Source organism: Pseudomonas alkylphenolica, assembly GCF_004025535.1.
GTDB classification, from domain to species: domain Bacteria; phylum Pseudomonadota; class Gammaproteobacteria; order Pseudomonadales; family Pseudomonadaceae; genus Aquipseudomonas; species Aquipseudomonas alkylphenolica_A.
Genome location: NZ_QJRG01000047.1, coordinates 368,501 through 395,001 on the forward strand (window position 1 = coordinate 368,501; position 26,501 = coordinate 395,001).

Sequence of the window (26,501 nt, forward strand, 5' to 3'; positions counted from 1 at the left end):
ATGCGAGTGTGGTTATTGAGTGCTGGCTTGGCCTTGATGTGCATGGCCCAGGGCGCAGCGGCAGGTACCGTGCTGATTGTTGGCGATAGTATCAGTGCCGCTTTCGGCCTGGATACCCGCCAAGGCTGGGTTGCATTGCTTGAGCAACGCCTGAAAACCGAGGGAATTGACGCCCGGGTGGTCAATGCGTCGATCAGCGGCGACACCAGTGCAGGGGGCCAGGCGCGGCTACCGGCGCTGCTTGCAGAGCATAAGCCGGCACTGGTGGTGCTGGAGCTGGGCGGCAATGACGGGCTGCGTGGGCAGCAACCCAATCAATTGCAACAAAACCTTGCGGCGATGATCGACCGCGCGCGCGAGTCAGGGGCCAAGGTGCTGTTGCTGGGCATGCGTTTGCCGCCCAATTACGGCAAGCGTTACACCGACGCTTTTGCCCAGGTCTATGCCAACCTCGAACGCGAGAAACAGGTACCGTTGGTGCCGTTTTTTCTCGAGGGGGTAGGTGGAGTGCCCGAGTTGATGCAGGCTGATGGCATTCATCCGGGGCCGGGGGCTCAGGGGCGTTTGCTGGAAAATGCCTGGCCGCAACTAAAACCGCTGCTTTGACGCTTTTATACTGACCGGCTTTCGGCTAATGTGGCGCCCCCGATTTGGAGCCCCCGATGCCGCGTCCCGCCTGGTCCCTGTATGCCTATCAATTGATCGAGCCTGACGAACAGCTTGACCTGTTCGCCTGCCAGGAGATCCGCGTCCACCTGGTAGCCCGTCAACTCGAACTGGGCGGCTCGGCCGACCGCACCCTGTGCGGCACGTTGCTGCCGGCACAGCCGCGTTGGTCCCTGGTCGAGCGTGGCATCTACCGCGATCGCCGGCTGTGCACCCTGTGCCGGGCCATTCTCGACGCCCAGCGCCGTGGAACTCGCCCGGTATGGCCGCAGCTCTGAGCGCCCGATAGCGCCTTTCATCCCCTGTAACGCCTTCGGCACCCCGGATTACTCCCGATTGTGCCGGGGGCGGTGTACAATCGTCGTCTTGACCTTACTGAATTAGCGAAGGATTTCCCGGATGTTGCCGCGCTTTCCCGCCGTCACCCGTTGCCTGTCCCTGGCCGCCCTGCTGGCGGCAGGCCCTGCTGCTGCGCTGGAGTTTCCCCTGCCACCGCCCGGCGAAGACGTCATTGGCCAGGTCCAGGTGATCAAGGCCAAGTACGAAGACACGTTTGCCGACATCGGTACGGCCAACGACCTGGGGTACCTGGAAATGATTGCCGCCAACCCCGGTGTAGACCCATGGCTGCCGGGCGCAGGTACCGAGATCGTCCTGCCGACCCGTTTCATCCTGCCGCCAGGCCCGCGTGAAGGCATTGTCATCAACCTGGCCGAGTACCGCATGTACTACTACCCGAAAGGGCAGAACGTCGTGCATACCTACCCGCTGGGTATCGGGCGTGAAGGCTGGGGTTCGCCGATCGCCAACACCAAGGTAACGGCCAAGACGCCGAATCCTACCTGGACACCGCCTGCGTCGATCCGTAAAGAGCACGCCGCAGACGGCGACATTCTGCCAGCCGTGGTGCCTGCCGGCCCGGACAACCCGCTGGGGCCGTTCAAGTTCACCCTCGGTGTGCCCGGCTATCTGATCCACGGTTCCAACAAGAAGTTCGGCATTGGCATGCGTACCAGTCACGGCTGTTTCCGCATGTTCAACAATAACGTGCTGGAGCTGGCCAAGATGGCGCCGGTGGGTGTTGCGGTACGCATCATCAACGAACCGTACAAGTTGGGTGTGAGCGCTGGCAAGGTCTACCTCGAGGCCCACACACCGCTGGACGACAAAGGTGACCCGTCAGTGGTCGATAAACACACTGCGGTCATCAATGCCTTGCTCAAGCGTGAAGACCTGGTCAACAACATGCGCATGAACTGGGACATGGTTCGCGATGTGGTGGCTGCCGAAGACGGCATGCCAGTGGAAATCGCGACGCCAACCACCGCTCAGCAACCTATGGTTTCCAGCGTTCCATTCGACATGCAGTAACGCCTGAACTGTTGCACCCGAGGCCTGCCATTGCGCAGGCCTCGTCGTTTTTGCGAGTTACCGTTACTTTCCGTCGGGCAATAAAAAAGCCGACCCACAAGTGGGTCGGCTCCAAATAAAAATCCCGAGGGATAATTACTTACGGCTGGCTTTGTCCAGCATACGCAGAGCGCGCTCGTTAGCTTCGTCAGCGGTCTGTTGTGCTTTTTGAGCAGCAGCCAGAGCGTCGTCAGCTTTGCGGTAGGCTTCGTCAGCGCGAGCTTGTGCACGAGCAGCTGCGTCTTCAGTAGCGGTCAGACGAGCTTCAGTTTCTTTGGATACGCTGCTGCAACCGGTAGCCAGAACTGCGGCCAGAGCCAGAGCAGAAAATTTCAGAACGTTGTTCATCGTGTTCCCCTTCAAGGACTTTCTATTAAATAGCCATCTCTCAGCAAAGAGAAACTAGCCGGTGTACATAGTACCCATTACTTGTAGTAAGTAAACTGACAGAGCGCAAGAACTGCAAAAAAATACGCCTGTCCCGGGACCTTCACAGCCTGTGTAGAAAAATTGTGAAGGCGCCGCCATGGCGGCTGTATTCAAGTGTAGCAAGTGTGTATTTTTGTTGAACTAATGGTGACTTAAAGTGTCATCCAACGTCTTAACACTACAACATCCGGCAACTGTTCAGGGCACTGCCCGCGGCCAGGCCCGCTGGCTGCAAGTGCGCGATTTTGCGACCAGACGCCTTGAGTATCCGGGCCCTGGGCGCCTACTATTTGTACGTGCTCTTTTGCCAGAGAACGACCATGCTGTTCTTGCTGTCCAAATGGGCACGGGGTGGCGTAGAGGTTCCTTCGCCGGACAAACATCGGTAAGGTAGGGGTCTAATCAAAAGACCCGCAAGGAGTAGTGATGAGCGAGGCGTTGTCCATCCACCATGACCAGGCCGGTCATCAATTCGAGACCAGTGTGGACGGTCATCGTGCTTACCTGACCTACATGGACCTGGGTAAACAGACCCTGGATATCTACCGCACCTTTGTTCCCAATGCGTTGCGGGGCCGGGGTATTGCTGCGGCGCTGACCGAAAAGGCGCTGCAGTATGCAGAAGACATGGGTTACACCGTGATTCCGTCATGCTCGTACGTGGAACGTTACATGGAGCGCCAGCAGCGGCACTCCACCAAGGCCTGAGAATCGCGAAGGGCAGCCAGGCGGCTGTCATTCACAGTGCAGACACAAAAACGCCGGGCAATGCCCGGCGTTTTTGTGTCTGCGTGTCAGGCGCGGTTGCGCTTGGGCAGCACGTCCTTGAGCTTGGCGTGCATGCTGCGCAGGGTTTTTTCAGTAGCGTCCCAGTCGATGCAGGCATCGGTGATCGAGACGCCGTACTGCAGGTCTTCGAGGTTTTTCGGAATCGCCTGGCAGCCCCAGTTAAGGTGGCTTTCGACCATCAGGCCGATGATCGACTGGTTGCCTTCGAGAATCTGGTTGGCGACGTTCTCCATCACCAGCGGCTGAAGGGCCGGGTCCTTGTTGGAGTTGGCGTGGCTGCAATCGACCATGATGTTTGGTTTGATCTTGGCCTTGGCCAACGCTTGTTCGCACAGTGCAACGCTGACCGAGTCATAGTTCGGCTTGCCGTTGCCGCCACGCAGTACCACGTGACCGTAGGCATTGCCTTTGGTGGTGACGATGGATACGCCACCTTCCTGGTTGATACCCAGGAAGCGGTGCGGGCTGGATACCGACTGCAGGGCATTGATGGCTACGGTCAGGCCGCCATCGGTGCCGTTCTTGAAGCCTACCGCCGACGACAGGCCGGAGGCCATTTCGCGGTGGGTCTGGGATTCGGTGGTACGTGCGCCGATGGCCGACCAGCTGATCAGGTCCTGCAGGTACTGCGGGGAGATCGGGTCGAGCGCTTCGGTGGCGGTCGGCAGGCCCATTTCCGCCAGGTCCAGCAATAGCTGACGGCCAATGTGCAGGCCGTCCTGGATCTTGAACGAGTCATCCAGGTACGGGTCGTTGATCAGGCCTTTCCAGCCCACGGTGGTGCGTGGCTTTTCGAAGTACACACGCATGACCAGGTACAGGGTGTCGGAGACTTCGGCAGCGAGGGCCTTGAGGCGCTTGGCGTATTCATGGGCCGCTTTGATGTCGTGGATCGAGCAGGGACCGATCACCACAAACAGGCGGTGATCCTTGCCATCGAGGATATTGCGCACCACTTCACGGCCCGCAGTCACGGTCTTGAGCGCGGTGGCGCTAAGGGGAATTTCCTTCTTGAGCTGATCGGGGGTGATCAAGGTCTCGTTGGAGGCAACGTTTAGGTCATCGATCGGTAAATCAGCCATCGTGTTACTCGTCAGGTCACGGGTGCCGGCCGCCAGCGATCCCCGTGCGGCGGAGCAGCAAGATTGTACGCAGCGGGGAGCCGAACCTTAGCGCGTTACACCGTGGCTCGACAATGGGTAGAGGCCGCTTTCCTGCGTCTGAAAGCCCACTGGCGCAGGGTTTTTGTCCTTAAATGAGAATCTGTCGGCTATGGCTGGCTTCAAGACTCGCCTCGGAGAATTCGCCAGCGTGCTGTTTGACCCACTGCTGGGCCAGGGCGTCGAGATCGATCAGCGGGCTTTGCTCCCGCATGTGCTGCTGGTAGAGGTGCTGGATCTGGCACACCTGCTCGCTCATCCGTGCGCCGAACAGCGCCTGTGCATCGATGAAGGCAATACCGACCCGATAGCCGTCCTGCTGTTTCTGGCACCAGGCTACATAGCCCGGGTAGCGGGCGTTTTCGCCCAGGGAGGGGATGATCATCTCCACCGCCATACCACGGCGATATGCACGGGGATGGTTGCAGGCAATTCCGCCCAGGCTGATGGTGTGCAGCCGCTGGCGGAACAGGCTGGGCGACGGGCGCAACGCCAGTTCGACCGGAACATCGTCCGGGTGAGGCAGGAAACCGCGCATTCTCGACTCCGTGTCGACTTTTTGACCTTGTTCGCCTGAGTATAGTGATGGATCGTAAGGCTGTTGATTTGCGTGTGAAAAAATTGAACAAAAATTGAACGTTCGGGGGAAGCAGTATGACGAGCAAGCGTCCGCGTATCGGCATTATTGGAACAGGCGCCATTGGTGGCTTCTATGGCGTGATGCTGGCCAGGGCCGGATTTGATGTGCATTTTCTTCTGCGTACCGAGTTTGATGCAGTCAACGCCAACGGCATAAGGATCGACAGCGCGGTGCACGGGCCGCTGCAGATGGCGGTGCAGGCCTACGCCTCTGTTGCCGACATGCCACCCTGTGACTGGCTGCTGGTGGGCGCCAAGGCTACCAGTAATGCTGAGCTGGCTTCGGTCATTGCCCAGGCTGCAGCGGCGGATGGCAAGGTCGTATTGCTGCAGAATGGCCTCGGAGTAGAAGAGCAACTGCGACCATTGCTGCCGACCAACCTGCATTTGCTCGGCGGGCTGTGCTACATCTGCGTCAACCGCGAGGCGCCGGGCGTGATTCGTCACCAGGCCTTGGGCGCGGTGAACCTGGGATACCACAGTGGGCCGACTGGCGACGCCGCCGCACGCCAGACAATTACCCAAGAGGGCGCTGAACTGTTTCGCGCTGCCGGTATCGACTCGCAAGCGATGAGCGACCTGGCCTGTGCGCGCTGGCAGAAGCTGGTCTGGAATGTGCCTTATAACGGCCTGTCGGTATTGCTTCGGGCCAGTACTACGCCATTGATGGCGGATTCGCACAGCCGGACGTTGATCCAGGCATTGATGGCTGAAGTGGTTGAAGGTGCCCGTGCCTGTGGTCATGAAATGCCGCCGGGCTATGCCGAGCAGTTATTCGCCGGCACCGAGAAAATGTCTGACTACTGGCCAAGCATGTACTACGACTTTACCCACAACCGCCCGCTTGAGCTCGAGGGGATCTACGCCGAGCCGCTGGCCAGGGCGCGTGCGACCGGTTGCAACCTGCCGCGCATGGAAGCCCTCTATCAGGCGCTGGCGTTCATCGACCGGCGTAACCAGCAGGCGGCACAGTAGCCGTCAGCGGCTACAGTGGATATTCCCGGCACAAGAGGAAGCGTGCATGAGCAAGAACCTGGGCGACAAACTGGTCGTCGCCATCTCGTCAAGGGCGTTGTTTGACCTGAGTGAAAGCCATCGGATCTACCTGGCGCAAGGCGTCGAGGCTTACCGCCAGTACCAGATCGAACACGAGGACGAAGTGCTCAAGCCCGGGGATGCGTTTTTGCTGGTGCAAAAACTGCTGGGTCTCAATGCTCACCTTGGGCATCCTCGGGTCGAGGTGGTGCTGGTGTCGCGCAACAGTGCCGACACCGGCCTGCGCGTGTTCAACTCCATCGAGCACCACGGCCTGGGTATCTATCGGGCGGCGTTTGTCGGAGGGCGCAGCCCTTATCCTTATCTCGCAGCGTTTGGTTGTCACCTGTTCCTGTCTACCGATGCCGATGATGTGCGCAGCGCGCTCGAAGCCGGTTTTGCGGCGGCGACCATTCTCTCCGGCGGTGCGCAGCGTGCGGCCAGCGACGAGCTGCGAATCGCGTTTGATGGCGACGCGGTGCTGTTTTCCGATGAGTCCGAGCGGGTGTATCAGCTGGGTGGCCTGGAGGCGTTTCAGGCCAGTGAGCGCGAGTCTGCCCGTGAGCCATTGCGGGGTGGGCCGTTCAAGCCGTTTCTGGCTGCTCTGAATCAATTGCAGAGTGAGTTTCCCGACGGTGCATGCCCCATCCGTACCGCGTTGGTCACTGCACGGTCGGCGCCTGCCCATGAGCGGGTGATTCGTACCCTGCGCGAATGGGATATCCGCCTGGACGAGTCGCTGTTCCTCGGCGGCCTGGACAAATCGGCGTTCCTCGAAGCGTTCGCCGCCGATGTGTTTTTCGACGACCAGGCGGGCCATTGCGAACGGGCGCGCAGCGTCGTCGCAACCGGCCATGTGCCGCATGGCATCAGCAATGAACCGACCCTTGGCTAGGCGCGCCAGGCCGGAGCGCCGGACGGAACGGCGCGTGATTCGGGCGCTGCTAAGCTGAAGCTTGCTCTGCCCTAGTGGCAGTCGAGGAGGTCGAATGATCCGTTCCATGCTCTATGCCACCGACCTCGGTGTGTACGCGCCTTTTGTCATGCAGCATGCGCTGGCACTGGCGCGCACATTCAATGCAGAGCTCTATGTGATTCATGCCGTGGAACCGATGGGGCAGTTCGCCGAGTCGCTGTTGCAGAGCTACCTGGATGAACAAACGCTGGACCAGTTGCACCGCCAGGGGGTCAACAACGTCATGGCCAACATCGAGCAGCGGGTGCTGGAAAATTTTCGGGACGAATTGGGCGAAGAGGCTGACCTGGCGCTGATCAAGGCAGTCCGCGTTCGCCAGGGGGATCCGGCCCAGGTGATCCTCGAGCAGGCCCAGCGTCTGAGTGTCGACCTGCTGATCTTCGGCAGCCACAGCCAGGGGGCGGGTGTCGACATTCCCCTTGGGCGTACGGCCGTGCGCCTGTTGCAGCTGTCGCCGGTGCCGGTCTACATGGTGCCGTTGGCGCAACACCTTGGGCGTCGGAAGACTTAACGCTGCGTTGTCGGGGGTTTCCTACTAGACTGCTAAAATAGTTCTAGATTTATTCTTCAAACCACTAATATAGTTATAAATCGTCACTGCTGCCGGTGACGCCCAGCTGATTTGAGGGATACCTATGAAGCTTCAACAATTGCGCTACATCTGGGAAGTGGCGCACCACGACCTCAATGTCTCTGCGACAGCGCAGAGTCTGTACACCTCCCAGCCGGGCATCAGCAAGCAGATCCGCCTGCTCGAAGACGAACTGGGCGTTGAAGTGTTCGCCCGTAGTGGCAAACACCTGACTCGTGTGACCCCGGCCGGTGAGCGAATCATCACCACCGCAGGTGAAATCCTGCGCAAGGTCGAGAGCATCAAGCAGATTGCGCAAGAGTTCTCCAACGAGAAAAAAGGCACCCTGTCGATTGCCACCACCCATACCCAGGCACGCTATGCGCTGCCGCCGGTGATCAGCAACTTCATCAAGCAGTACCCGGAAGTGGCCCTGCATATGCATCAGGGCTCGCCGATGCAGATCGCCGAGATGGCTGCGGACGGCACCGTGGATTTTGCCATTGCCACTGAAGCCCTCGAGCTGTTCGGTGACCTGGTGATGATGCCGTGCTATCGCTGGAACCGCTGCGTGGTGGTTCCACAGGGGCACCCGCTGACCAAGCTGCCGAAGCTGACGCTCGAAGCCCTGGCTGAATACCCGATTGTTACCTATGTGTTCGGTTTTACCGGTCGTTCCAAGCTCGACGAGGCTTTCAGCCATCGCGGCCTGACCCCGAAAGTGGTGTTCACCGCCGCCGACGCCGACGTCATCAAGACGTACGTACGTCTGGGTCTGGGCGTGGGTATCGTGGCCAAGATGGCCGTCGACACCAAGCTCGACAATGACCTGGTCGTTCTGGATGCCAGCGAGCTGTTTGAATCGAGCATCACCAAGATCGGTTTCCGTCGCGGCACCTTCCTGCGGGGGTTCATGTGCGACTTCATCGAGAAGTTCGCCCCGCACCTGACCCGCGAAGTGATGGCCAAGGCGATTCAGTGCCATAACAAGCAAGAGCTTGAAGAGCTGTTTGCCGACGTCGAGTTGCCTGTGCACTGACAGCGGCGGCAGGCATGAAAAAACCGGCCATCGTGCCGGTTTTTTCATGCCTTGGTTCTGGCTCAGGCGATGTTCAGCGCAGCGGTGCCAATAAACACTGAAAGCATTGCGGTGATGGTGCCGGCGCCCAGTTGGCGGTGGCTCAATACGCCGCGCCAGGCCAGTTTGGCCAAGCCCAGGCTGACCACGACCATCACGCCGCTAAAGGCAATCGCGGGCAACGGCTGGTGAAGCCCGGGGGCTTCGTTCAGCGCGCCCATCGCAATGATGATCAGCGTCATCAATACTTGCTTCTCCAGCAGGCTGTTGCGCAATTGGCGCATCACCGAAGCCTGTAACTGATCGTGTGTGGGCCGGCCCGGGATCAGCAACAGTTCGTCCAGGGTTGCCCGACCCTGGTCGCGCAGGTCAATGAGGCGGCCTATGGAACGCAGTGGCATCCAGATAAGCAGAACGGCGACCCACATGGAGAGGAACGGTCCGCCGTATTGCGGTTGCAGTGCAAAGGCCACCAGGACGAAACCCATCACGGCCAGATAGCTCAAGTACTGGCGCCGCACGCCATGTGCCTGCCGGAGGGTCTGGTAGCCAAGGAGGGTGGCGATGCGGTCCTGATACAGGCTGTCCGCAAGGGCGTTGGGCGAGGCGTCCGTGTTACTCATTGCGTTCCTTCGTGTGGCGTGAAAAAAAACCGGCCGAAGCCGGTTTTTCAAACGGCTTGATCAGCCCTTGGTGATCAGGTTGCCGGCATGCAGGCCGCATTCCTTCTGGGTCGACTCTTCCCACCACCAGCGACCTTCGCGCTCGTGCTGGTTCGGCAGCACGGGGCGGGTGCAGGGCTCGCAGCCGATGCTGATGAAGCCGCGCTCGTGCAGGCTGTTGTACGGCAGTTCGAGCATGCGGATGTAGCCCCAGACTTCTTCGCTGCTCATCTGCGCCAGCGGGTTGAATTTGTACAGGGTGCGCTCGGGGGTGGAGAAGGCGCTGTCGATTTCCAGTGCGGCTACCTGGCTGCGGGTGCCCGGGCTCTGGTCGCGGCGCTGGCCTGTGGCCCAGGCGCTGACGGTACTCAGCTTGCGGCGCAGCGGTTCGATCTTGCGGATGCCGCAGCACTCGCCGTGGCCGTCCTTGTAGAAGCTGAACAGGCCTTTTTCTTTGACAAAGGGGTCAAGCTTGCTGCGGTCAGGGGAAAGGATTTCGATAGGCAGGTTGTACTGCTCGCGCACCTGGTCGATGAAGCGATAAGTCTCGGGGTGCAAACGGCCGGTGTCGAGGCTGAACACCTTGACGTTCTTGTTCAGTTTCCAGGCCATGTCCACCAGCACCACGTCTTCGGCGCCGCTGAAGGAAATCCACAGGTCATCGCCGAAGTGCTCGAAGGCGAGTTTGAGGATGTCTTGCGGGGACTTGTTGGCGTAGGTCGCGGCCAGGGCGGCGACGTCGAAGGGTTGGCTCATCAGGCGGCTTCCGATCATTGAATGGCGCTTGGCGCTCGTAATGCGTTGATGTTACCAAAAATTGCCCGGGCAGACGCCGCCCATGTAGAGTGCGGCTTCCCATTTTTTGTCGTTCGAGGAGTGTGCTGTGGAAATTGCCTGTCTCGACCTGGAAGGCGTGCTGGTCCCTGAGATCTGGATCGCCTTTGCGGAAAAAACCGGAATCGAATCGTTGCGGGCCACCACCCGTGATGTGCCCGATTACGATGTACTGATGAAGCAGCGCCTGCGCATTCTCGATGAGCATGGCCTGAAGCTTTCCGATATCCAGGCGGTGATCGCCACGCTCAAGCCATTGGACGGCGCCATCGAATTTGTTGACTGGCTGCGTGAGCGCTTTCAGGTGGTGATTCTCTCCGACACGTTCTACGAATTTTCACAGCCGCTGATGCGACAGCTAGGTTTCCCGACCTTGCTTTGCCATCGCCTGATCACCGATGAGACCGATCGGGTGACGGGCTACCAGCTGCGCCAGAAAGACCCCAAGCGCCAGTCGGTGCTGGCTTTCAAGAGCCTGTACTACCGGGTGATTGCGGCCGGTGACTCGTACAACGACACCACTATGCTGGGCGAAGCCGATGTAGGCATTCTGTTCCATGCGCCGGAGAATGTGATTCGCGAGTTTCCACAGTTCCCGGCCGTGCATGATTTCGACGCGCTGAAGCAAGAGTTCATCAAGGCTTCCAATCGATCGTTGAGCCTCTAAGGCTTCTGTAGGAGCGGATTTATCCGCGATGGGCTGCACGCGAGGTCCATCGCGGATAAATCCGCTCCTGCGGTTTCAAAGACTCTGCAGGGTGTCGAGCAGCACCTTGACCTTGGTGATCGACTCTTCGTACTCCGCGCGCCACTCCGAGTCTGCCACCACGGCGCCTCCGCCCCAGCAGCACACCTGGCCATCCTTGACCAGCAAACTGCGGATCGCGATGGAGCTGTCCATCTCGCCGCGCACGTCCACATACAGCAAAGAGCCGCAATACAGCGCCCGCCGGCTGGGTTCCAGTTCGTCGATGATCTGCATCGCGCGAATCTTCGGCGCGCCGGTGATCGAACCGCCGGGGAAACTGCCTGCGATCAGGTCCAGGGCGTCATTGCCCTCGGCCAGTTGACCGGTGACACTGCTCACGAGGTGATGCACGTTCGGGTAGCTTTCCAGGCTGAACAGCTCCGGTACCTTGACCGAACCCGTCTTGCAGGTTCGCCCCAGGTCGTTGCGCAGCAAATCGACGATCATCAGATTTTCCGAGCGATCTTTGCTGCTTTCCAGCAGTTCTGCAGCGTTGCGTGCATCTTGGGCTGCATCGGCGCTGCGCGGGCGGGTACCTTTGATCGGTCGGGTTTCGACCTGGCCGCCACTGGCCCGGATGAATCGCTCCGGCGAGAAGCTCAGCAGTGCGCTGCCATCGTCGAGTACCTGGAAGCCCGAGAAGGGTGTTGGGCACACCTGGCGAATGGCTTGGTAAGCCTGCCAGGGGTCACCCTGGCACGGCGCGCGAAACCGTTGCGTGAGGTTGATCTGGTAACAGTCGCCGGCGTGGATGTACGCCTGCACCCGGTCAAAGGCCTGGTGGTAGTCGTCGGCGCTGATGTCGCCGCGCATCGGTGCCAGCAGGGAAAACTGCGCAGTGCAGGCGGGCGCGGGTGCCTCGAACAGGTTGATCAGGCGTTGGCGCTCGGCATCGGCAAGGCTTGGGTGAAACAGCAACTGGCTGCGTTCAAGCTGATGGTCGCTGATCAATGCCCAGGCATACAGGCCCAGGCTGGCGTCGGCCATCCCCAGATCGTTGGCAGCCAGGCTGGGTAGCGGCTCCAGGCGGCGGCCGAAATCGTAGCTGAGGTAACCGATCAGCCCGCCGGCAAAGGGCAGTTCGACGCCCTTGGGCAGCTCTGCCCGGCCCAGTTCGTCAAGGCTCGCACGCAGACGTTGCAGATAGGTTTCACCGAGTTCAGCGGCCTGGGGCGTCAAGGTCTGCAGTGGCCATGCGCTGAGCAGGTCAAAGCGGCCGCGCTCGGCGGTCGGGCGCGCGCTGTCGAGCATGACGGCGCCAGGTGCCAGGCGGATACGGGCGAAATAGGCCGCAGGGTCGGCCAGGTAGGGCAGGGGGTGAAGCGTACAGGTCGGCATGCAAGTAACAGCTATGAATGCGGGGAGGCGATTGTAGTCCTGTGTAGGAAATGCGCCTAGCGTTGGCTGCGACCTTGAGTATGCCCGGCTGCGCCAATCGGGGTGGATGGCGCAGTCGGGCGGGTGCTCACTCGGATGGCACGTGGCCGAACAGCTCCTGAGCGAAGCGCACACGTTCTTCCGGGGTTTCCTGGATGCCGTCTTTGGCGAGCTTTTCCAGGTGCGCCTCAACGGCGTGGGTGCGCAGGGTCAGGCCGCAGTCGTTGGCGATCTGGATGTTCAGGCCAGGGCGGGCGTTGAGTTCGAGGATCAACGGTCCCTTGTCCTGGTCCAGCACCATGTCGACACCGATATAGCCCAGCCCGCACAACTCATAGCAGCCGGCGGCGAGCTTCATGAAGCCGTCCCAGTTCGGCAATTGCACACCGTCCACCGCGTTGGTGGTGTCCGGGTGCTTGCTGATGATGTTGTTCAGCCAGGTGCCGCGCAGGGTCACGCCTGTCGCCAGGTCGACACCGACGCCGATGGCGCCCTGGTGCAGGTTGGCCTTGCCGCCCGACTGGCGGGTCGGCAGGCGTAGCATGGCCATCACCGGGTAGCCCATCAGCACGATGATGCGGATGTCCGGCACACCTTCATAGCTGATGCTTTTGAAGATCTGGTCGGGGGTGACCCGGTACTCGATCAGGGCGCGGTCGCGGTGACCGCCCAGTGAGTACAGGCCGGTGAGGATGCTGGAGATCTGGTGCTCGATTTCCTCGTGGCTGATGATCTTTCCCGAGACCGTGCGATAACGGTCTTCGAAACGATCGGCCACCACCAGGATGCCGTCACCGCCAGCACCCTGTGCCGGTTTGATGACGAAGTCGTTGCGCTCACCAATGATCTCGCCGAGTTTTTCGATTTCCTTCTCGGTGGAGATGATCCCGTACATCTCCGGCACATGGATGCCGGCCTGGATCGCGCGCTCCTTGGTGATGATCTTGTCATCGACGATCGGGTACAGGTGGCGCTTGTTGTACTTGAGGACATAGTCCGCATTGCGCCGGTTGATACCCATGATGCCCCGGGCCTCCAGGGCTTTCCAGGTTTTCCAGAGACCGAACATCAGGCGTCAGCCTTCACGAAAGCTTTGAAACGTACCAGCTCCGTCAGGCGGTAGCCGCGGTAGCGACCCATTGCCAGCATGAAGCCCACCAGAATCAGCAGTACTGCCGGGAAGGTGAAGACAAAGTACACCAGCTCCGGCACGCTCATCAGCAGGTGCGCAAGGGAGGCGGCGAACAGGGTGCCGATAGCGACTTTCATCGCATGGCCACCGCCACGCTCTTCCCAGGTGATCGACAGGCGTTCGATGGTCATGGTCAGAATCACCATCGGGAACAGCGCCACCGACAGGCCGCGTTCCAGGCCCAGCTTGTGGCTGAACAGGCTGATGGCGGCAATCAGTACCACGACGAAGGTCAGTACCACCGACAGGCGCGGCAACATCTGCAGCTTCAGGTGTTCAAGGTAGGAGCGCAGCGACAGGCCCAGGGCCGTGATGACCGTGAACAGCACGATGCCGAAGCCCAGCTGGGTTTCACGGAAGGCCAGGGCGATCAGCACCGGAGTGAAGGTACCCAGGGTCTGCAGGCCGATCAGGTTACGCAGCACCAGGATCACCAGTACGCCGATCGGGATCATCACCATGATCATGAAGGTTTGCTGGGTCTGCAGCGGCAGGCCGTAGAGCGAATACTCGAGGAAGTCGGCGTCGGTGTTCTCGTCCGTCAGCTTGGCCAGGCGGATGGCGTTCATTTCGCTGTTGTTCAGGCTGAAGCTGACGTTGGCTTTCTTGCCGCCATCGACGGTGATCAGGTTGTCATCGCCGGTCCACCACAGCAGGCGGTCGGCAGGCAGCCCTTGTTCGCCGGTGTCCGGGTTGAAGTACAACCAGTCGGTACCGTTGAAGCTGCGCAGCCACAGCTCAGGGGTTTGTGGCTGGTCGGCAATCAGGCGGATGGTGTGGACTTTTTCCACCGGGACATGGGCGATGGACAACAGCAGGTCAATGATCTTGGCCTTGTTCAGCGACGAGGTATCACCAGCCAGCAGCAGCTTGACGTTGTCGTCGTTGAGGTTGTTGACGCGCTTGATGGTCTCGCTGACAAAGGTCTCGACGTCGGCCGAGTGCTGGCGAATCGGGGCCATCAACGCTTCGGCGGCGATTTTTTCCGGGCCTTCCACGGCCAGGCTGTCGCGGAAGGTCGGGCCCTTGATCTTGGCTTTTTCAGTGCTGTAGCGCTTGGTCAGCACCAGGCGGTAGTAAAGCGTCTGGTTGCCGCTGGCGCGGCGGGCCGACCAGGTCACCTTGCGGTTGCCATCGACGCGGTTGACGCTGACCCCGTAGTTGTTGGAGATGAAGCTCTCGTTGAGGCTGACGTAGTCACGGCTCAGCGGTGGCACGAACATCTGGACCTTGATCGGGTCCTTGGGGTTGGCGACGAACTCGACCTTGGCGTCAATGTTCCACAGGTCATCGGTCTCGTCTTCGGTCACCGGGATGCCGAGAAAGAAGATCTGATAGGCCGTGACGATGATGCCCAGTAGCACCAGTACGGTGATCAGGACTTTCAGGTGAAGGGTAAGAGAGCGCATCGGGATTACTCTGCGGTGTGAGCGTCAGGGGCGCAGGCAGGTTTGCCGGCCGCGTATTTAAGGCTTGGGTCGACCAGGGCGTCGAAGTGCTTGAGCGCCTCGGAGCCGATCAGCAGCGGGTACTGGAATGCGCTGCGGTCTGTCAGGTTCACTTCGATCACGCGTTGGGCCGTCCCCATGCAGATGTTCAATTCGATCACCGGGCGGGCGGTGTAGGCCTTGCCTTCGTCCGGGTTGTAATCGCCGGCGCGCCGCTTGATCTTGCTGACGCGGGCCAAGGGGCGTTCTATCGGATGCGCGTGGGCGGCGTCAATTGCCAGGTAGAAGCGTACCCATGATTCGCCGTTGCGCTTGAAGCGCTTGATATCGCGGGCGCTGAGCGAGGCGGTCTTGGCGCCGGTGTCGAGCTTGGCGGCAACCTCCAGGTCGATATCGGCAAGGCGGGCGTATTCATTAAGGCCGTACACGGTCTTTTCCGCGGCCTGACCCAGGGCAGGCAACAAAAACAGGCTGAGCAACAGTGGAAGGGGTGTAAGTCTCATAAATCCTGGCGCGGTGCTGTGCGATGTTCGGGTAAAGGCCACTGGCAACTACTGCGCAAGCTTCCTCGATTTGCTGTCATCACCACAAAAGGATGACAAACACACTATTCGTGCCCTGTGTGAGGGCGCGGCATTCTATCACGCTGGTGTGATGGCGCCAGCGGCTGCACTCAGACAACACCCGCACTGATGAAGTTCGTTCTTAGACGATTGTCGACAATATTTATTTTGTCTTTGACTCTGCTTGCCAATTTGGCTAGTTTTGGCCTCATTGATTTGTGAGGTGTCGACAATATGTTGGACGCAGCCTTGGTTCCCGGTGCCATCGCGGAGGATTCCGAAACGCTTTCGGAAAACGTCTTCCGCCGCATCCAGGCCGCTATCGTCAAGGGCGAAATCGCTCCTGGCAGCAAAATCTCCGAGCCGGAGCTGGCACGCACCTACGGTATCAGCCGCGGGCCGCTGCGCGAGGCCATCCATCGCCTTGAGGGCCAGCGCCTGTTGGTGCGCGTGCCCCACGTCGGTGCGCGGGTGGTGTCGCTTAGCCATGCCGAACTGATCGAGCTGTATGAGATTCGCGAGTCGCTGGAAGGCATGGCCTGTCGCCTGGCTGCCGAGCGTATGAGCGTAGCCGAAATCGACGAGCTGCGCCGGGTGCTCGATACCCATGAGCGCGACGCTACGTTCCAGGCCGGCCTGGGTTACTACCAGCAGGAAGGTGACTACGACTTCCACTACCGGATCATTCAGGGCAGTGGCAACCGCACCCTGGTGCAGATGCTGTGTGGCGAGTTGTATCAACTGGTGCGCATGTACCGCATCCAGTTCTCCGCCACGCCCAACCGTCCACACCAGGCGTTTGCCGAACACCACCGAATTCTCGATGCCATCGCCGACCGTGACGGTGAACTGGCCGAGCTCTTGATGCGCCGTCACATCGGCGCCTCCAAACGCAACATTGAGCGTCACTATCAGGACGCGTCTAGCCCACGAGGTGATTCATGAGTCAGAAAAGTCCCGGCCAGCGTTTTCGTGATGCCGTCGCCGCCGAGCACCCGCTGCAGGTTGTCGGTGCGATCAATGCCAACCATGCACTGTTGGCCAAGCGTGCCGGCTTCAAGGCGATCTACCTGTCCGGTGGCGGTGTAGCAGCCGGCTCGCTGGGCCTGCCTGACCTGGGTATTACCGGCCTTGATGACGTACTCACCGATGTACGCCGTATCACCGACGTGTGCGACCTGCCATTGCTGGTGGACGTGGACACCGGTTTCGGCTCCTCGGCTTTCAACGTCGCCCGTACCATCAAGTCGATGATCAAGTTCGGCGCTGCCGCCATTCATATCGAAGACCAGGTCGGCGCCAAGCGTTGCGGCCACCGCCCGAACAAGGAAATCGTCTCCCAGCAGGAGATGGTCGACCGCATCAAGGCCGCAGTAGATGCCCGTACCGATGACAGCTTCGTGATCATGGCGCGTACCGATGCCCTGGCCGTAGAAGGCCTGAACGCTGCCCTGGACCGCGCTGCCGCCTGCATCGAAGCCGGTGCCGACATGATCTTCCCGGAAGCGATCACTGAACTGGCGATGTACAAGACCTTCGCAGACCGGGTGAAAGCCCCGATCCTGGCCAACATCACCGAGTTCGGCGCCACCCCGCTGTACACCACCGAAGAGCTGGCCTCGGTCGATGTGTCGCTGGCGCTGTACCCGCTGTCGGCCTTCCGCGCCATGAACAAGGCAGCCGACAACGTCTACAACGCGCTGCGCCGCGACGGTACCCAGAAGAATGTCATCGACACCATGCAGACCCGCATGGAGCTGTATGACGCCATCAACTACCACGCGTTCGAGCAAAGCCTCGATGCGCTGTTTGCCCAGAAAAAGGGCTGAAGCGCGGTTTGAACCCGTGATGCATTGCCGTTTCCCATAACAAATTCAAGAGTGGAGAAAAACATGGCCGAAGCAAAAGTACTCAGTGGTGCCGGCCTGCGTGGTCAAGTGGCCGGGCAAACCGCACTGTCGACAGTCGGACAAGCCGGTGCCGGCCTGACCTACCGTGGTTACGACGTCCGCGACCTGGCCGCGGGTGCCGAGTTCGAAGAAGTGGCCTACCTGCTGCTGTACGGCGACTTGCCGAGCGCGGCCCAGCTGGCCGAGTACAAGGGCAAGCTGAAGACCCTGCGTGACCTGCCTCAGGCGTTGAAGGAAGTGCTCGAGCGCATTCCGGCAGACGCCCACCCGATGGACGTGATGCGTACCGGTTGCTCCGTATTGGGCACCCTGGAGCCCGAGCTGACGTTCGAGCAGCAACGCGACAAGACCGACCGCCTGCTGGCACTGTTCCCGGCGGTGATGTGCTACTGGTACCGCTTCACTCACCATGGTGTGCGCATCGAGTGCACCAGCGATGAAGACACCATTGGCGGTCACTTCCTGCACCTGCTGCATGGCAAGAAGCCGAGCGAGCTGCACGTCAAAGTGATGAACGTCTCGCTGATCCTCTACGCAGAGCACGAATTCAACGCCTCGACCTTCACCGCCCGCGTGTGCGCCTCGACGCTGTCGGACCTGTACTCGTGCATCACCGCGGCCATCGGCTCGCTGCGCGGCCCGCTGCATGGCGGCGCCAACGAGGCGGCGATGGAGCTGATCGAGCGCTTCCAGAGCCCGCAGGACGCGGTGACCGAGCTGCTGCAGATGCTTGAGCGCAAAGACAAGATCATGGGCTTTGGCCATGCGATCTACAAAGAGTCCGACCCGCGTAACGAAGTGATCAAGGGCTGGTCGAAGCAGCTTGCTGACGAAGTAGGCGATACCGTGCTGTATCCGGTGTCCGAAGCCATCGACAAGACCATGTGGGAGCAGAAGAAGCTGTTCCCGAACGCCGACTTCTACCATGCCTCGGCGTACCACTTCATGGGCATTCCGACCAAGCTGTTCACGCCGATCTTTGTCTGCTCGCGCCTGACCGGCTGGGCCGCTCACGTGTTCGAGCAGCGCGCCAACAACCGCATCATCCGTCCAAGCGCCGAATACACCGGCGTTGAGCAGCGCAAGTTCGTGCCAATCGAGCAACGCTGAGACCGGCTTTGGGTGGCCAGCACTGGCCTCAGTGCTGGCCCCCACGCCACCGAACTTACCGTGATTGAGTCCCTGTGCCATGAATACTGAATTTCGCAAGAACCTGCCGGGCACCGGCCTGGATTATTTCGACGCCCGTGCGGCGGTCGACGCGATCAAGCCCGGCGCCTACGACACGCTTCCCTACACCTCGCGCGTACTGGCAGAAAACCTGGTGCGCCGTTGCGATCCGGCCAGCCTCAATGCCTCGCTGAGCCAGCTGATCGAGCGCAAGCGCGATCTCGACTTCCCCTGGTTCCCGGCCCGCGTCGTGTGCCATGACATTCTCGGCCAGACTGCGCTGGTGGACCTTGCCGGTCTGCGCGACGCCATCGCCGACAAAGGCGGCGATCCTGCCCAGGTCAACCCGGTGGTACCGGTGCAGTTGATTGTCGACCACTCGCTGGCCGTGGAGTGCGGTGGCTTTGATCCGCAGGCGTTCGAGAAGAACCGCGCCATCGAAGACCGTCGCAATGAAGACCGCTTCCATTTCATCAACTGGACCAAGAAGGCATTCAAGAATGTCGACGTGATCCAGCCCGGCAACGGCATCATGCACCAGATCAACCTGGAGAAGATGTCGCCGGTCATCCACGCCGAGCGCGGCGTGGCCTATCCGGATACCTGTGTCGGTACTGACAGCCACACGCCGCACGTTGATGCCCTGGGTGTGATCGCCATCGGTGTCGGCGGCCTGGAAGCCGAGAACGTCATGCTCGGCCGCGCTTCGTGGATGCGCCTGCCGGAAATCGTCGGCGTCGAGCTGTCCGGCAAACCGCAGCCTGGCATCACCGCCACTGACGTGGTATTGGCCCTGACCGAGTTCCTGCGCAAGGAAAAAGTCGTCGGTGCCTACCTTGAGTTCTACGGCGAAGGTGCCCGTGCGCTGACCCTGGGCGATCGTGCGACCATCTCCAACATGGCTCCGGAATACGGCGCCACTGCGGCAATGTTCTCCATCGACCAGCAGACCATCGACTACCTCAAGCTCACCGGTCGTGACGACGAGCAGGTCAAACTGGTGGAAACCTACGCCAAGGTTGCCGGCTTGTGGTCTGACAGCCTGGCCAATGCCGAGTACGAGCGTGTGCTGCGTTTCGACCTGTCCAGTGTCGTGCGCAACATGGCCGGCCCGTCGAACCCGCATGCCCGCGTTGCAACCAGTGACCTGGCCAGCAAAGGTATCGCCGGCCAGTGGGAAGAGGTGCCGGGGCAGATGCCGGATGGCGCCGTGATCATTGCTGCCATCACCAGCTGCACCAACACCAGCAACCCGCGCAACGTGATTGCCGCCGGCCTGCTGGCGCGCAACGCCAACAAGCTTGGCCTGGTCCGCAAACCATGGGTCAAGTCGTCCCTGGCGCCGGGCTCGAAGACGGTTGCCCTGTACCTGAAAGAAGCGGGCCTCGATGACGAGCTGGAGCAGCTTGGATTCGGTATCGTGGCGTTTGCCTGCACCACCTGCAACGGTATGTCCGGTGCACTGGATCCGGTCATCCAGCAGGAAATCATCGACCGTGACCTGTACGCCACTGCCGTGCTCTCGGGTAACCGCAACTTCGACGGGCGTATCCACCCGTACGCCAAGCAGGCGTTCCTGGCGTCGCCGCCGCTGGTAGTGGCTTACGCGATTGCCGGTACCATCCGCTTCGACATCGAGAAGGATGTGCTGGCGGTGGTCGACGGCAAGGAAATCCGCCTCAAGGATATCTGGCCGAGCGACGAAGAGATCGACGCCGTGGTCAAGGCAGCGGTCAAGCCGGAGCAGTTCCGCCAGGTCTACATCCCGATGTTCACCATCGAGGAAGATACCGGTCCCAAGGTGCCGCCGCTGTACGACTGGCGCGAAATGAGCACCTACATCCGCCGTCCGCCGTACTGGGAAGGCGCGCTGGCCGGGGAGCGTACGCTCAGGGGCATGCGCCCGCTGGCGGTGCTGCCGGACAACATCACCACAGACCACCTGTCGCCGTCGAACGCCATCATGCTCGACAGCGCCGCCGGTGAGTACCTGGCGAAAATGGGCCTGCCGGAGGAAGACTTCAACTCCTACGCAACGCACCGTGGTGACCACCTCACCGCGCAGCGTGCGACCTTCGCCAACCCGAAACTGTTCAACGAAATGGTTCAGGAAGGCGGCAAGGTCAAGCAGGGTTCGCTGGCGCGGATCGAGCCGGAAGGCAAGGTCACCCGTATGTGGGAAGCCATCGAGACCTATATGGACCGCAAGCAGCCGCTGATCATCGTGGCCGGTGCCGACTACGGTCAGGGCTCGTCCCGTGACTGGGCTGCCAAGGGCGTGCGTCTGGCGGGTGTCGAGGCCATCGTTGCCGAAGGCTTCGAGCGTATCCACCGCACCAACCTGGTGGGCATGGGCGTGTTGCCGCTGGAGTTCAAGCCAGGCGTCAACCGCAAGACCCTGGACATCGACGGCACCGAAACCTTCGACGTGGTCGGCCAGCGTACCCCGCGGGCAACCTTGACCCTGGTGATCACCCGTCACAACGGCGAGCGCGTCGAAGTGCCGGTTACCTGCCGCCTGGACACCGCCGAAGAAGTCTCGATCTACGAAGCGGGCGGCGTGCTGCAGCGCTTTGCCCAGGACTTCCTCGAGTCGGCGACGGTTTGATTCACTGAGGCACACGTAACACACCCCTGTGGGAGCCGGTCATGCCGGCTCCCACAATTGTTTGCAGACTGCTGAACAATTACAGGACACGCTCAATATGGCTCACGTACCCCAGATCAAAGTCCCCGCCACCTATATTCGTGGTGGCACCAGTAAAGGCGTTTTTTTCCGTCTGCAGGATCTGCCTGAGCGCGCACAGGTTCCGGGTCCGGCCCGCGATGCCCTGCTGCTGCGGGTGATCGGCAGCCCCGACCCGTATGGCAAGCAGATCGACGGCATGGGGGGCGCAACCTCCAGTACCAGCAAGACCGTGATCCTCTCGCACAGCAGCAAGGCCGATCACGACGTCGATTACCTGTTTGGCCAGGTGTCCATCGACAAAGCCTTCGTCGACTGGAGTGGCAACTGCGGCAATCTTTCGGCAGCCGTTGGCTCCTTTGCCATCAGTGCCGGCCTGGTCGACAGCAGCCGTATCCCGCAGGATGGCGTTGCCACGGTGCGTATCTGGCAGGCCAACATCGGCAAGACCATCATCGCCCATGTGCCGATCACCAATGGTGAAGTGCAGGAAACCGGCGATTTCGAACTGGATGGCGTGACCTTCCCGGCGGCCGAAGTGCAACTGGAATTCATGGACCCGGCTGCCGACGAAGACGGCGAGGGCGGTTCGATGTTCCCGACCGGCAACCTGATCGATGACCTTGAGGTGCCCGGTGTCGGCACCCTCAAGGCGACGCTGATCAACGCCGGCATCCCGACCATCTTCATTCAGGCCGAAGCCATCGGTTACACCGGTACCGAGTTGCAGGACGCGATCAACAGCGATCCTCAAGCCTTGGCCAGGTTCGAGACCATCCGTGCCTATGGCGCGGTGCGCATGGGCTTGATCGCGCACATCGATGAAGCGGCCAAGCGTCAGCACACGCCGAAAGTCGCCTTTGTTGCGCCGCCGACGGCCTACCAGTCGTCCAGCGGCAAAGCGGTGGCGGCGTCAGACGTTGACCTGCTGGTGCGTGCGCTGTCGATGGGCAAGCTGCACCACGCCATGATGGGTACCGCTGCGGTGGCCATCGGCACGGCGGCGGCAGTCCCGGGCACGCTGGTCAACCTTGCGGCCGGTGGCGGCGAGCGCAGCGCGGTGCGTTTCGGTCACCCGTCGGGCACGTTGCGCGTAGGTGCCGAGGCGCGTCAGGTGAATGGCGAGTGGACGGTTACCAAGGCCATCATGAGTCGCAGTGCGCGGATTCTGATGGAAGGCTGGGTGCGCGTGCCTGGCGACGGGTTCTGAGTCGCATGCAAACCGAGCCCGCGTAAGCGGGCTTTTGCATTTCCAGCTCTGGTTGCGCCTCAATTTTCGTTCTGGAGCACTCGGGCATGCATCAGAATAGTGCCCTGAATGCGTAAAAAAAATCGGGATTACTTTAACTATAGGTAATGTCCTTCTTGCGATGAGGCTGATTCTTTCATGCACATCGGAAGCGAACGGCTTTTGTTGCGGATGTTGTCACGTAATTTCTTCGTTCCATTTAAAGTTGTAAAAGGAACGCAGCATGGCCGGTACGGTAACACCTCCTCCAATTAATGTTAGTGCTGCAGCCCCTGGTTACGCACCTGTTAGTCCCAGTTCCCAACTCCCAGCTCCTGCTCCGGGGCTGGTCGTGAGGGCTCAACTTGAGCAGCGGTTGCAGCAATATGCGGAAGGGTACTGGCGGGAAATGCTTGTAAAGCTGATGAGAGAGCAGTCCGCGTACATGGAGGGCGGGGAGGTGAAACTCCTCAATCCTGCAGTTGGTATGGATTTTCTGGTGGTTTCACATGCAGATCAATACATGTGTCTTAATCCAGAAGTTTCCATGCAGCATGCGCTTTTTCACGCGCTGCGGAATTTGCAACCCTATGCCAAAGTTAGTGATGTAACTGAACTGTCAGCAGGGCCGCTCACCGCTGTAGCGGCGCTTTCCCACTTTCTCTTTGGTAAAGGAGAGGCTGTAGCGACAGACATCAATCGACTCTCGATAAATCTCGCCACGAAAAATATTCCAGCGTTGGAACAAGCTTTTACTTCGGCGCTTGTTGGCTCTTCTCCTATATGTGTTGGAATGTTTTCCTATGATACGGCGCAGGATTCATGGTTGACGGGCGCCTGGTTGGGGAGTATTCCCCTGCGTTTAGAAGGCATGCTGCATAAGCGGAAAGATAATGGTTTCACATTCTCTGGGGTGGTGCGTGCTTATGATAATACCTATGATGCCAATCGGAGTACTCATAGGGAGTTGATTGGTGAGGAAGCTGCTCGCGTTTTGGTCGCTATTCAAAGTTATTTGGGGGCGGTGCCATATACAATTGCCATTAAGGGTGAGATGCCGATTGTAATTGAACGATAGTGTGAGTTGCTGGCGGAAAATCGGGGCTTTATGAAAAATAACGTCTGTTCAGCTACAGGGTGTACGGTACGCCGTTCGTGCTTTCTTCTGAGGCGCTGTGGTTTTGTATTCATCGAAATGGCTGGGGCAGGTGGCTGATGTTGAATTATTTCCCAACTCATTTTAATGAGTATAAAAAGCCCCGCCAATTGGCGGGGCTTTTTTTCACGCTAAGTCAACTTACGCTTGAACGACCGGGATGTTGGCGCTCGCAGCAGCTTCACGGAACTCGGCGATCTGGTCGAAGCTCAGGTAGCGGTAAACGTCGGCAGCCATGCTGTCGATGTTTTTCGCGTATTCCATGTACTCTTCGACGGTTGGCAGCTTGCCCAGAATCGAGGCAACAGCAGCCAGCTCGGCCGAGGCCAGGTAGACGTTAGTGGCGTCGCCCAGGCGGTTCGGGAAGTTACGGGTCGAGGTGGAAACCACGGTCGAACCGGTCTGTACGCGTGCCTGGTTACCCATGCACAGCGAGCAGCCTGGCATTTCCATGCGTGCACCGGCTTTGCCGTAGATGCCGTAGTAGCCTTCTTCGGTCAGCTGGTGAGCGTCCATCTTGGTTGGCGGTGCCAGCCACAGACGGGTAGGAATGCCACCCTTGACCTTCTCCAGCAGTTTACCGGCTGCGCGGAAGTGACCGATGTTGGTCATGCACGAACCGATGAACACTTCGTCGATCTTCTCGCCCTGAACGGTCGACAGCAGACGGGCGTCGTCCGGGTCGTTCGGCGCGCAGAGCACAGGCTCTTTGACGTCGGCCAGGTCGATCTCGATGATCTCGGCGTATTCGGCGTCCTTGTCGGCTTCCAGCAGCACCGGGTTGGCCAGCCAGGCTTCCATCGCTTGCGCGCGGCGTTCCAGGGTGCGCGGGTCACCGTAGCCTTCGCTGATCATCCAGCGCAGCAGGGTGATGTTCGACTGCAGGTATTCGGCGATGGCCTTTTCTGGCAGCTTGATCGAGCAGCCGGCAGCGGAACGTTCAGCCGAGGCGTCCGACAGTTCGAACGCTTGCTCGACGGTCAGTTCGTCCAGGCCTTCGATTTCCAGGATGCGGCCGGAGAAGGCGTTGATCTTGCCTTTCTTCTCGACGGTCAGCAGGCCTTTCTGGATGGCGTAGTAAGGGATCGCATGAACCAGGTCGCGCAGGGTGATGCCCGGTTGCAGTTTGCCCTTGAAGCGCACCAGTACCGACTCCGGCATGTCCAGCGGCATGACGCCGGTGGCAGCGGCGAAGGCGACCAGGCCGGAACCGGCCGGGAACGAGATGCCGATCGGGAAGCGGGTGTGCGAGTCACCACCGGTACCGACGGTGTCCGGCAGCAGCATGCGGTTCAGCCAGCTGTGGATGATGCCGTCGCCTGGACGCAGGGACACGCCGCCACGGGTGCGGATGAAATCCGGCAGGGTGTGGTGGGTGGTGACGTCGATTGGCTTCGGATAGGCCGCGGTGTGGCAGAACGACTGCATGACCAGGTCAGCAGAGAAGCCCAGGCACGCCAGGTCTTTCAGCTCGTCACGGGTCATCGGGCCAGTGGTGTCCTGGGAGCCGACGGTGGTCATCTTCGGTTCGCAGTAGGTGCCAGGACGTACGCCTTTGCCTTCTGGCAGGCCGCACGCCTTGCCGACCATTTTCTGCGCCAGGCTGTAGCCTTTGCCGGTGTCGACCGGGGCTTCAGGCAGCTTGAACAGGTCGGTTGCGCCCAGGCCCAGTTCGGCACGGGCTTTTTCGGTCAGGCCACGGCCGACGATCAGCGGGATACGGCCACCAGCGCGGACTTCGTCGAGCAGCACCGGGGTCTTCAGTTCGAAGGTGGTGATGACGTCGTCGGTGCCGTGCTTGCAGACTTTACCGGCGTACGGGTACACGTCGATGACGTCGCCCATGCCCAGGTTGGTGCAGTCGAATTCGATCGGCAGGGCACCGGCGTCTTCCATGGTGTTGTAGAAGATCGGGGCGATCTTGGTGCCGAAGCAGAAACCGCCAGCGCGCTTGTTCGGCACGTACGGGATGTCGTCGCCGAAGAACCACAGCACCGAGTTGGTGGCGGATTTACGCGAGGAGCCGGTACCGACCACGTCACCGACGTAGGCGACCGGGAAACCTTTGGCTTTGACTTCTTCGATCTGCTTGAGCGGGCCGACAGCGCCTGGTTGCTCAGGCACGATGCCGTCACGGGCCATTTTCAGCATGGCCAGGGCGTGCAGCGGGATGTCAGGGCGCGACCAGGCGTCCGGAGCAGGGGACAGGTCGTCGGTGTTGGTTTCGCCAGGGACCTTGAAGACGGTCAGGCTGTACTTCTCTTCGATCGCAGGGCGGGCGGTGAACCACTCGCCAGCGGCCCAGGATTCCAGTACGGCTTTGGCGTGAGCATTGCCAGCCTTGGCTTTTTCGGCAACGTCGTGGAACGCATCGAACATCAGCAGGGTGTGCTTCAGTTGCTCGGCAGCAACGGCAGCCAGCTCGGCGTCGTCCAGCAGTTCAACCATGGTGGCGATGTTGTAGCCGCCCTGCATGGTGCCCAGCAGCTCTACAGCGCGCTTTTTGTCGATCAGCGGAGAAGTGGCTTCGCCCTTGGCGACAGCAGAGAGGAAACCGGCCTTGACGTAGGCGGCTTCGTCCACTCCTGGTGGAACGCGGTTGGTGATCAGGTCGACGAGGACTGCTTCTTCGCCAGCAGGGGGATTCTTCAGCAGCTCGACCAGGCCTGCGGTTTGTTCGGCGTTAAGCGGCTGGGGCACGATGCCCAGGGCGGCACGCTCTTCGATGTGTTTGCGGTAGGCTTCAAGCACAGTTATTACCCTCATCAGTGGTC

General features: G+C 60.4%; 25 protein-coding genes. 15 read left to right on the forward strand and 10 right to left on the reverse strand.

Annotation, left to right across the window (positions count from 1 at the left end; all coding sequences use genetic code 11):
- The 3 genes from DM813_RS17030 (at position 1) to DM813_RS17040 (ending at position 2,037) form a co-directional block, all read left to right on the forward strand.
- Positions 1-606 carry an arylesterase gene (locus DM813_RS17030; protein WP_128324554.1) on the forward strand — a complete coding sequence of 202 codons (606 nt, stop codon included), beginning with the start codon at positions 1-3 and terminating at the stop codon, positions 604-606.
- 56 nt (positions 607-662) lie between these two features.
- Positions 663-944: a hypothetical protein gene (locus tag DM813_RS17035; protein WP_128324555.1), complete on the forward strand. Its 282-nt coding sequence runs from the start codon at positions 663-665 to the stop codon at positions 942-944.
- 121 nt (positions 945-1,065) lie between these two features.
- Entirely contained in the window at positions 1,066-2,037 is a 972-nt protein-coding gene (locus tag DM813_RS17040) for a L,D-transpeptidase family protein (protein WP_128324556.1), read from the forward strand.
- 135 nt (positions 2,038-2,172) lie between these two features.
- Here the strand turns inward: DM813_RS17040 and oprI are convergent, their stop codons facing one another.
- The gene (gene oprI, locus DM813_RS17045) at positions 2,173-2,424 is read right to left on the reverse strand and encodes an outer membrane lipoprotei OprI (protein ID WP_003259780.1); all 252 of its coding nucleotides are present in this window, start codon (positions 2,422-2,424) and stop codon (positions 2,173-2,175) included.
- 507 nt (positions 2,425-2,931) lie between these two features.
- On the opposite strand from oprI, the gene DM813_RS17050 reads away from it, so the two are divergent.
- Complete coding sequence (locus DM813_RS17050) at positions 2,932-3,213, forward strand: GNAT family N-acetyltransferase (RefSeq protein ID WP_028941432.1); 282 nt, start codon at positions 2,932-2,934, stop codon at positions 3,211-3,213.
- An 86-nt stretch (positions 3,214-3,299) separates the two neighbouring features.
- Here DM813_RS17050 and DM813_RS17055 read toward each other — a convergent pair whose 3' ends face one another.
- Together DM813_RS17055 and DM813_RS17060 are read right to left on the reverse strand one after the other, a co-directional pair.
- The gene (locus tag DM813_RS17055) at positions 3,300-4,376 is read right to left on the reverse strand and encodes a 3-deoxy-7-phosphoheptulonate synthase (protein WP_128324557.1); all 1,077 of its coding nucleotides are present in this window, start codon (positions 4,374-4,376) and stop codon (positions 3,300-3,302) included.
- A gap of 169 nt (positions 4,377-4,545) precedes the next feature.
- Positions 4,546-4,992, reverse strand: a complete 447-nt coding sequence (locus DM813_RS17060) for a PilZ domain-containing protein (protein WP_128324558.1) — start codon at positions 4,990-4,992, stop codon at positions 4,546-4,548.
- A gap of 116 nt (positions 4,993-5,108) precedes the next feature.
- On the opposite strand from DM813_RS17060, the gene DM813_RS17065 reads away from it, so the two are divergent.
- The 4 genes from DM813_RS17065 (at position 5,109) to cysB (ending at position 8,714) form a co-directional block, all read left to right on the forward strand.
- On the forward strand, positions 5,109-6,068 hold the full coding sequence (locus tag DM813_RS17065; protein WP_128324559.1) for a putative 2-dehydropantoate 2-reductase: 960 nt from the start codon (positions 5,109-5,111) through the stop codon (positions 6,066-6,068).
- A gap of 46 nt (positions 6,069-6,114) precedes the next feature.
- The gene (locus tag DM813_RS17070; RefSeq protein WP_128324560.1) at positions 6,115-7,023 is read left to right on the forward strand and encodes a 5'-nucleotidase; all 909 of its coding nucleotides are present in this window, start codon (positions 6,115-6,117) and stop codon (positions 7,021-7,023) included.
- A 94-nt stretch (positions 7,024-7,117) separates the two neighbouring features.
- Positions 7,118-7,615 carry a universal stress protein gene (locus DM813_RS17075; RefSeq protein ID WP_128324561.1) on the forward strand — a complete coding sequence of 166 codons (498 nt, stop codon included), beginning with the start codon at positions 7,118-7,120 and terminating at the stop codon, positions 7,613-7,615.
- Between the two features lie 124 nt (positions 7,616-7,739).
- The gene (cysB, locus tag DM813_RS17080; RefSeq protein WP_128324562.1) at positions 7,740-8,714 is read left to right on the forward strand and encodes an HTH-type transcriptional regulator CysB; all 975 of its coding nucleotides are present in this window, start codon (positions 7,740-7,742) and stop codon (positions 8,712-8,714) included.
- Between the two features lie 62 nt (positions 8,715-8,776).
- Here cysB and DM813_RS17085 read toward each other — a convergent pair whose 3' ends face one another.
- The gene (locus DM813_RS17085; RefSeq protein ID WP_128324563.1) at positions 8,777-9,376 is read right to left on the reverse strand and encodes a hypothetical protein; all 600 of its coding nucleotides are present in this window, start codon (positions 9,374-9,376) and stop codon (positions 8,777-8,779) included.
- Between the two features lie 60 nt (positions 9,377-9,436).
- On the reverse strand, positions 9,437-10,171 hold the full coding sequence (locus DM813_RS17090; protein ID WP_128324564.1) for a phosphoadenylyl-sulfate reductase: 735 nt from the start codon (positions 10,169-10,171) through the stop codon (positions 9,437-9,439).
- A 127-nt stretch (positions 10,172-10,298) separates the two neighbouring features.
- Here DM813_RS17090 and thrH point away from each other — a divergent pair, with 127 nt between their 5' ends.
- Positions 10,299-10,916, forward strand: coding sequence for a bifunctional phosphoserine phosphatase/homoserine phosphotransferase ThrH (gene thrH, locus DM813_RS17095; protein ID WP_128324565.1), 618 nt, complete (start codon positions 10,299-10,301; stop codon positions 10,914-10,916).
- A 75-nt stretch (positions 10,917-10,991) separates the two neighbouring features.
- On the opposite strand, the gene pabB is transcribed toward thrH, so the two are convergent.
- From pabB to DM813_RS17115, 4 genes are all read right to left on the reverse strand, one after another.
- Complete coding sequence (gene pabB, locus DM813_RS17100) at positions 10,992-12,335, reverse strand: aminodeoxychorismate synthase component I (RefSeq protein ID WP_128324566.1); 1,344 nt, start codon at positions 12,333-12,335, stop codon at positions 10,992-10,994.
- A 127-nt stretch (positions 12,336-12,462) separates the two neighbouring features.
- A complete protein-coding gene (locus DM813_RS17105) occupies positions 12,463-13,443 on the reverse strand; it encodes an alpha-L-glutamate ligase-like protein (RefSeq protein ID WP_128324567.1) in 981 nt (326 codons plus the stop codon).
- Positions 13,443-14,975 (reverse strand): inactive transglutaminase family protein, encoded by a 1,533-nt coding sequence (locus DM813_RS17110; protein WP_128324568.1) that lies wholly within the window; start codon positions 14,973-14,975, stop codon positions 13,443-13,445. The genes DM813_RS17105 and DM813_RS17110 overlap by 1 nt, the downstream gene beginning before the upstream one ends.
- A gap of 5 nt (positions 14,976-14,980) precedes the next feature.
- On the reverse strand, positions 14,981-15,517 hold the full coding sequence (locus DM813_RS17115; RefSeq protein ID WP_128324569.1) for an ATP-dependent zinc protease family protein: 537 nt from the start codon (positions 15,515-15,517) through the stop codon (positions 14,981-14,983).
- 294 nt (positions 15,518-15,811) lie between these two features.
- Between DM813_RS17115 and DM813_RS17120 the strand changes: the two genes are divergently transcribed.
- From DM813_RS17120 to DM813_RS17145, 6 genes are all read left to right on the forward strand, one after another.
- Positions 15,812-16,522 (forward strand): GntR family transcriptional regulator, encoded by a 711-nt coding sequence (locus DM813_RS17120; protein WP_128324570.1) that lies wholly within the window; start codon positions 15,812-15,814, stop codon positions 16,520-16,522.
- Positions 16,519-17,406: a methylisocitrate lyase gene (gene prpB, locus DM813_RS17125; protein ID WP_128324571.1), complete on the forward strand. Its 888-nt coding sequence runs from the start codon at positions 16,519-16,521 to the stop codon at positions 17,404-17,406. Before DM813_RS17120 ends, prpB begins: the two co-directional genes overlap by 4 nt.
- 63 nt (positions 17,407-17,469) lie before the next feature.
- A complete protein-coding gene (prpC, locus tag DM813_RS17130) occupies positions 17,470-18,597 on the forward strand; it encodes a bifunctional 2-methylcitrate synthase/citrate synthase (protein ID WP_128324572.1) in 1,128 nt (375 codons plus the stop codon).
- 79 nt (positions 18,598-18,676) lie between these two features.
- Positions 18,677-21,265, forward strand: coding sequence for a Fe/S-dependent 2-methylisocitrate dehydratase AcnD (acnD, locus tag DM813_RS17135; RefSeq protein ID WP_128324573.1), 2,589 nt, complete (start codon positions 18,677-18,679; stop codon positions 21,263-21,265).
- A gap of 97 nt (positions 21,266-21,362) precedes the next feature.
- On the forward strand, positions 21,363-22,553 hold the full coding sequence (gene prpF, locus DM813_RS17140; RefSeq protein ID WP_128324574.1) for a 2-methylaconitate cis-trans isomerase PrpF: 1,191 nt from the start codon (positions 21,363-21,365) through the stop codon (positions 22,551-22,553).
- Positions 22,554-22,815: 262 nt separating this feature from the next.
- Positions 22,816-23,649 (forward strand): lipid II-degrading bacteriocin, encoded by an 834-nt coding sequence (locus DM813_RS17145; RefSeq protein WP_128324575.1) that lies wholly within the window; start codon positions 22,816-22,818, stop codon positions 23,647-23,649.
- Between the two features lie 219 nt (positions 23,650-23,868).
- Here DM813_RS17145 and acnB read toward each other — a convergent pair whose 3' ends face one another.
- A complete protein-coding gene (acnB, locus tag DM813_RS17150; protein ID WP_128325248.1) occupies positions 23,869-26,478 on the reverse strand; it encodes a bifunctional aconitate hydratase 2/2-methylisocitrate dehydratase in 2,610 nt (869 codons plus the stop codon).
- Positions 26,479-26,501 lie beyond the last annotated feature (23 nt).